This is a genomic window from Pseudactinotalea sp. (genome assembly GCF_048594945.1).
Lineage (GTDB): Bacteria > Actinomycetota > Actinomycetes > Actinomycetales > Beutenbergiaceae > Pseudactinotalea.
Genome location: NZ_JBMDXJ010000294.1, coordinates 1 through 6,537 on the forward strand (window position 1 = coordinate 1; position 6,537 = coordinate 6,537).

The 6,537-nt window shown below is 69.7% G+C and carries 6 protein-coding genes; 5 read left to right on the plus strand and 1 reads right to left on the minus strand.

Features of this window, described 5'->3' with window-relative positions; genetic code table 11:
- From ACOJSN_RS12820 to ACOJSN_RS12830, 3 genes are all read left to right on the plus strand, one after another.
- Positions 1–896: hypothetical protein (locus ACOJSN_RS12820; protein ID WP_420112888.1), on the plus strand; the 896-nt coding region annotated here is incomplete at its 5' end.
- 72 nt (positions 897–968) lie between these two features.
- Positions 969–2,297, plus strand: a complete 1,329-nt coding sequence (locus tag ACOJSN_RS12825) for a PQQ-binding-like beta-propeller repeat protein (protein WP_420112889.1) — start codon at positions 969–971, stop codon at positions 2,295–2,297.
- A 53-nt stretch (positions 2,298–2,350) separates the two neighbouring features.
- On the plus strand, positions 2,351–3,625 hold the full coding sequence (locus tag ACOJSN_RS12830) for a PQQ-binding-like beta-propeller repeat protein (RefSeq protein ID WP_420112890.1): 1,275 nt from the start codon (positions 2,351–2,353) through the stop codon (positions 3,623–3,625).
- Positions 3,626–3,632: 7 nt separating this feature from the next.
- Here the strand turns inward: ACOJSN_RS12830 and ACOJSN_RS12835 are convergent, their stop codons facing one another.
- Positions 3,633–4,418, minus strand: coding sequence for an SDR family oxidoreductase (locus ACOJSN_RS12835; RefSeq protein ID WP_420112891.1), 786 nt, complete (start codon positions 4,416–4,418; stop codon positions 3,633–3,635).
- Between the two features lie 64 nt (positions 4,419–4,482).
- Here ACOJSN_RS12835 and ACOJSN_RS12840 point away from each other — a divergent pair, with 64 nt between their 5' ends.
- Together ACOJSN_RS12840 and ACOJSN_RS12845 are read left to right on the plus strand one after the other, a co-directional pair.
- Positions 4,483–5,754, plus strand: a complete 1,272-nt coding sequence (locus tag ACOJSN_RS12840) for a PQQ-binding-like beta-propeller repeat protein (protein WP_420112892.1) — start codon at positions 4,483–4,485, stop codon at positions 5,752–5,754.
- Between the two features lie 35 nt (positions 5,755–5,789).
- Positions 5,790–6,536, plus strand: coding sequence for a GntR family transcriptional regulator (locus tag ACOJSN_RS12845; RefSeq protein ID WP_420112893.1), 747 nt, complete (start codon positions 5,790–5,792; stop codon positions 6,534–6,536).
- The last annotated feature ends 1 nt before the right edge of the window (position 6,537 follow it).

Consider the following 6,537-nt stretch of genomic DNA (forward strand, 5'->3'; position numbering starts at 1 on the left):
CGGTGCGGGACGGCGTCGGCCTCATCACGAGCATCGACCCGGCGAGCGGTGAGACCGTCACCCTGACGGTCCCCGCGGCCGAGTACGCCATCGCCGTCGACGGCGGGCTTGTCGTGGCGATGGACGTCGACCGCGGCCACATCATGCGGGTCAACGACGCCGACGAGCGTGTATGGGAGACGGCGTTCGATGTCGCCGTCCTCGACGGCGACACCCGCGGCTGGCCCGATCTGCCGGTCGCGCTGGCCGATGACATTCTCGTGGTCGGCGGCCCGCTCCCCTATGCCGTCGATGTTCGGAACGGTGAGCTCATGACGGAGCCTGCGCGCTGGGCCGTCTGGAGCACTCCGTTCGGGACGACCGCCGAGGGCGTCGATGCGCTCGGCCCGGTGCGCTACCTCATCGACCGTGATGGCGACGTGCAGACCATGCGGGCCGACGGCATCGCGCTGCGTGTCGACGACGGCATCGGCAGCGACGTCCTGCTCAAGATGGACGGCCCCTTGCTCACGGCCACCTCCGCGGACAACATCGCGCTCTGGATGGTCCCCGACGAGGCCGGCCCCAGCGACCGGATCGCCACCTTCGCGATGGCGCGACTGGCGGGTGTGGTGGTCGCGGCCGGTGTGGGCGAGGTCGTCACCGTGAGCGGACACGACCTGGTCACCGGCGAGGAGCTGTGGCGGCTGCCCGAAGGCTCCTGGCCCGACACGCTCGCCGGGTCCGGGAGCACGCTGCTGCGCCTGGAAAACCAGGAGACGCTGGCGGCGATGGACATCCGCACGGGGGATGAGCTGTGGCAGCTCTCGACCGGGCCGGTCCGCAGCGTGGCAGCTACGGACCACGGCATGGTGGTGCTGACCGACGGCGCCCTCACGTCGTGGCAATGGCCGTGACCGGGTGGGGCAGGATGGCAGTGTGCTCACTCTGACCACGCGGGCCGCGACATCGGCCGCACGGCCTCGCCCATGACGAGCACCGACGAGTTCATCCTCACGGAGCAGCTGCCCGGTGCTGCGCCGACACGCACACGCAGGCCACTGCCGTTGATCCGCCGAGCCGAGACGTGGATCGCGATCGCTGTCGCACTCATCCTCACGGGAGTGATGATCACGCCGGGACCGATCTATCCCCCGCTCGGCGACGGGATCGCGTGGAACGTCCTCGACATGGACCTCACCACCGAGCCGGACCTCGCGTGGGAGACCGAGCTCCCCGAGACGGCTTACCTGCTCGGCGCCGGCGCGGACACGATCGCGGTCGCGGTGGATGGCGAGGTGTCCGAGGACAGCGACAGCCTGCCGGCGCTGACGATCCTCGGACTGGATGCGACGACCGGCACGCAGCGGTGGGAGATCGACGACCCGGACCGGTCGTGCCTGCCCGACGGCACCTTCGTCACATGCGTTCAGGGCAGCGGCGAGCCCGAGGCGACGATCAGCGTGTACCCGGCCACCGACGCCCCGCCGACCGTTCACGACTATCCCGGTGCCATCACCGCCGTCGCGCTCGACGACGGTGGGCTGCTCGTCGCCGAAGGCGGCGGCACCGGCATCGCCATGCTCGTCCGGCTCGACACCGAGGGTGAGGAGCTGTGGCGCTCGCGGCTGTCCGTGTCGGGTCAGGCCGGTCCTGGCGAGATCAGCCTCGAAGCCAACGGTGGCTATGTGGCGGTGTCAGGTGGCATCCTCTACGACCTCGCCACCGGCGAACGCATGGACCAGAGCATGGCGCCCGTCGACGTCGCCCAGGACGGATCCACACGTCGGGGCGGGTTCCGCGGGCCCACCGTGGTGACGACAGCCGACGGCACTGAGTTCCTGGTCCCACCCGGCGAGCTGTGGCTCGGTGTCGATGACGCGTTCGGCGGTCCGGTGTCGCTGACATTCGATGGTGACGGCTCGGTCGTGAGCACTTACGACGGCAGGTCGGAGCGCGTCCTCCCGGAGGGCATCGGATGGCCGTTCGCCCGCCTGAACGGGGTGCTCCTGGTGTACGCGGACGACCCCACAAGTGATGCGGATGCCACGCTCATCGGCGTCGACGAGCTCACCGGGAACGAGCTCTGGCGCCGCGTCGGCGATCTCAGCCAGTCCCTGTGGCCATTCCGGTGGGGCAGTGTTCCGGCGAGCGCGGACACGATCGTGCTGAGCTCAGCGGGCCGGCTCGATGGCATTGACCCGCGAACCGGCGAGGCCCGCTGGTCGATCTCGCTCGACGCCGAGTCAGCCGACGTGCACGCCGTCGATGGCGGACTGCTGGCGTGGAGTGGCGGCGTCCTGACGATGTTGCGCTGAACCGGAAGCGCGTCTCCTGACGCGCTGACACGGCGTTGTGCCCACAATGGTGCATGGTCGCCGACGACGAGTTCGAGGTCGGGAGCACCGCGGCTCAGCCCGCAACCGACCCTCGGCGGCGACGAGCCCGCGCAGGCGGGGCCGTGCCATGGCTGGTCACCGCCCTGGTGCTCGCGCTGGCCGGCGTTGCCCTCGCTCCCCCACGAGGACTGCCGACGAATGCTCACCAACCGGGCGCCGTCGGGGTTCTCGCTCTCGACGCGAGCCAGCCACCTGAGGAGGTCTGGCGGGTCTCAGTGGGCGGATGGCAGGGGTCCATGACCCCGCTCACGATCGTGGACGAGGTCGCCGTGATCACCACGGGCGAGGAAGCGATCGGGCTGTCGGTCCACAGCGGAGAGACGCTCTGGAGCGTCCCGCTGGGCGCGGCGACGTGCACGGTTCACGAAGCGCTCACGTGTGTCGAGCGCGCGAGCGGTACGAGCTCGAGCATCCTGCGGATCGACGTCGCGACCGGCGAGGAGCATCGACTCGACCTGCCCCGCACGATCGCGGCCATCGATGCCGGCAGCGACATGGTCGCCCTGGCGCAGCTCGACGGTGAATGGATGCTGCAGCGCGTCACGTCCGGCGGCGAGCTGAGGTGGGCCGTCTCGATGAAGGACCTGGCCGTTGCTCCTTCCGGCATCCAGATCGGTGGCACGGTGCTCACGGCACTCGGCAATAAGATCTACGCCACCTTCCAGGGGACCGCGTTGGTCGTCGAGGCGAGGAGCGGCGCGCCGCTCGACGAGCCCGCGAGCGCGGTGATCCCGACTGCGTACGGATACGTCCGGCTGAGCGCGCCCGATGGTCCCACCACCTTGCTCGATCGTGACGGCACGGTGCTGCAGGAGAACTTCGTGGTGGCGCCCGACGACGACCCGGCAAGCCCCGACGTGCTCGTACGGAACGACACCTCGATCGCGATCGAGCGAGGGGGCGAGGTGGTGTGGCAGACCGACCCGAACGACTGGGTGATGGCTCGCGTCGACGGCGCGCTGGTCACCGCACGTGAGGGCAGCGGTGGCGACACCACGGTCAGCGGCTACGACGTCGCCACGGGGAACCAGCTCTGGAGCAGCACGGGCAGCGTCGGCGCACGGCTGGCGGCAGGATCGGTGGTGCTGTTCTCCGGCGCCGGCGAGACACTCACCGCAGTCGAAGCGCGTACCGGCGAGACCCTCTGGAGCATCGGCACGCAACCGATACTCGACTACGGGGCGACCGCCGACGGCATCATCGTCCACCTCGGGAGCGAGCTGGTGCGGCTGTCCTGGCCACGGTGAGGCTGACTCAGCGAGCCAACCACCCGCCGTCGACAGCGATGACCTGGCCGTGGATGTACTGCGCCGCCGGTGAGCACAGGAAGGCGACCACACCGCCGATATCCTCCGGCGTTCCCCACCGCCCCGCAGGGATCCGCTCGGTGATCGCCCGCAGCCTGTCGAGGTCGGCGAGCAGCGCCTCGTTCATGTCGGTGGCCATGTACCCCGGTGCCACGGCGTTCACGTTGACGCCGCGTCCCGCCCACTCGTTGCACAGTGCCTTGGTGAGCTGGCCGACCGCACCCTTGCTCGCGGCGTAGGCGGGCACCGTGATGCCGCCCTGGAAGGTCAGCAACGAGGCGATGTTGACGACCGAGCCGCGCCCGCGCTGCAGCATCGGCGCGCCGAGCAGCTGACACAGCTGGAACACGGCACGCAGGTTGACGGCGAGGACGTCGTCCCAGGCCTGGAGCGGGAACTCCGCAGCCGGCGCACGGTGCTGCATGCCGGCGTTGTTCACGAGGATGTCGACCTCGCGCTCGACCAGAAGCTCTGTGGCAACGCTCTCGAGGGCGGCGGCGTCGTGCAGGTCGACCTGCCGCCCCTCGATCGACCGGCCATGCCGGGCGGCGGCCTCGACGAGGTCTGCCGGCACGGGCTGGCGCGCCAGCACCACCACGTCAGCGCCCGCGGCCACGAGAGCCTCGGTGATGCCGCGGCCGAGGCCCCTGCCGCCGCCGGTCACCACCGCGCAACGGCCGCCGAGGTGGCCGGCCACCGGCCCGTCGGCCTTCGGCGACTCACTCATGCTCATGACGACAGCCTCGCGGACACTCACCGGACTGCACAACCGAGCCCACTGCGCGAGAATTGGCGCCATGGCCGCCGTCGACGAGTTCGATCTCGCCGAGGCGAGCCCCGACGGCGGAGCGAGGCCAGAGCGTTCGGGTCACCGTGGGCGTGCTCATCCCTGGGGATGGATGCTCGCGGCGCTGGCTCTCATCGGGGTGGGGTCGGCGAACGCCGAGGCGATCCCGGCGATGGTCGGCCACGGCGGTGGCGCGGAGGTCGGGTTGCTCGATCTCGATATCTCCCAGGCGCCCGAGGTGGTGTGGGAGTCGCCGCCCCTGTCCTCCGCGAACCTCGTGACGATCGAAGGCACAGTCGCCGTGGCGGTGGAGTACAACTACAGGGTGCGGGCCGTGGGGCTCGACCTGGCCACCGGCGCCGAACGATGGAGCCACACGGTCCCTGACGGCACCTGCCAGTGGTCCGATCAGGGCATGTGCGTGGAGAACCCCGCCACACCCGAGGCCGCGATCGTCACGATCGACATCGAGGACGGCACCCGTGTGGCCCAACCGTACCCGGGCGCCGTCGGCGCGGCCTCCGTGCCGGGCGGCCGCGTGGTGATCGAGGCCACCGGCAACGAGGCCGAGGAGCTCGTGCTGATCGAGGACGACGGCACTGAGCGCTGGCGCGTCACCGCCGACGCCGCCCAGGTGTCGGACGAGGGCGTGTGGGTGGACCTCGCCGTGACCGAGGCGAGCCTGATCCTGCCGATGTCCAGCAGCGAGATCGATCTGGAGACAGGCGCGACCGCCATCTCCTCCCGCTGGTGGTTCAGTGAGGACCTCTGGATCGAGGCGACGGACAGCGGCGACTACGTGGTCACCACAGCCGACGGATCCTTCACGCTCGCGCCCGAGGAGTCCTGGCTGTCCTGGGACGACGACTTCGGCGGGCCGATCGCACTGCGCCACGACGGCATGGGACTCATCGCTGATCGCCGAGCCGACCGGGAGCAGCTCTGGCGCATCGAGACCTCGGAGTGCTACTGGAACGCGCGACTCCTCGGATCCGTGATCCTGCAGTGCTGGGACGCTGACAGCTACCGGCTGCACACGGTCGACCAGCTGACTGGCGAGACGCGCTGGGAGCTGTCGCGCGCCGTCGTGATCGGTGCGAGCCGGGATCTGCTGTTGGTCGCCGACCAGCACAACCACACGCTGCTGGCCGTCGAGCCGAGGGCAGGCGACATCCGATGGTCCCTGCCGATCGCCTCCGCCGCATCCGGTGCAGTCACCGAGGTCCCCGGCGGAATCCTCATCGCTGCCGACAGCGCTGTGGTACGGCTGGCGTGGGACTGAGGGCTCATCACGCTCGAAAATGTTAACATTTAGCCGTGACTCTCGGCGACAAGCTCGACACGCGCACGCTCCGGCAGCGTTGCACCGCCCACGTGCGTGAGGCAATCATTGCCGGCTCGATTGCTCCGGGCGAGCACATCATCGAGACGCGGCTCGCCGACGAGCTGAACGTCAGTCGCGGAACCCTGCGCGAGGCCCTCCGGCCGCTCGAGGCCGAGGGCCTGCTGGTCAGCGATGGCCGCGGGCACCTGTCGGTCCGGACGATGACGGCCACCGAGATCAGCGAGGTGTTCCAGGTACGGGCCGCCCTCGAGGTTCTCGCCGCGACCTTGCTGGCCACGCGACCCGAAAGAGCGAGCATCGCAGCCCGACTGCGGGAGGCTCTCGTGCCGCTGAAGGACGACTCCCGCGAATTCGCCGCCCTGCTCGAGGCCGATCTGGGTTTCCACGAGCTCGTCTGTGAGCTCACGGGCAACAGCACGTTGCTCAAGGCGTGGCGGCAGCTTGTCGGCCAGATCGAGATGATGATCATCGCCGCGGGTCCGGCTCGCGCGTCCTCCCGGATGCGGTACGCCGAGCACGTCGGCATTGCCGACGCGATCGAGAGCGGCGACGTCGACCGGGTCCGGGCCGTGGTCTCCTCGCACATGGACGACTTCGCCACGAAGTATCTGCACGACGTCGCCATAACCGTCTGGAGCCTGTCACGTCGCCCAGGTTCTCGTCAATTGCACCGGATCAATTTCAGGGGATTGCCAGCAAAGGCGGTTGGACCATCATGAG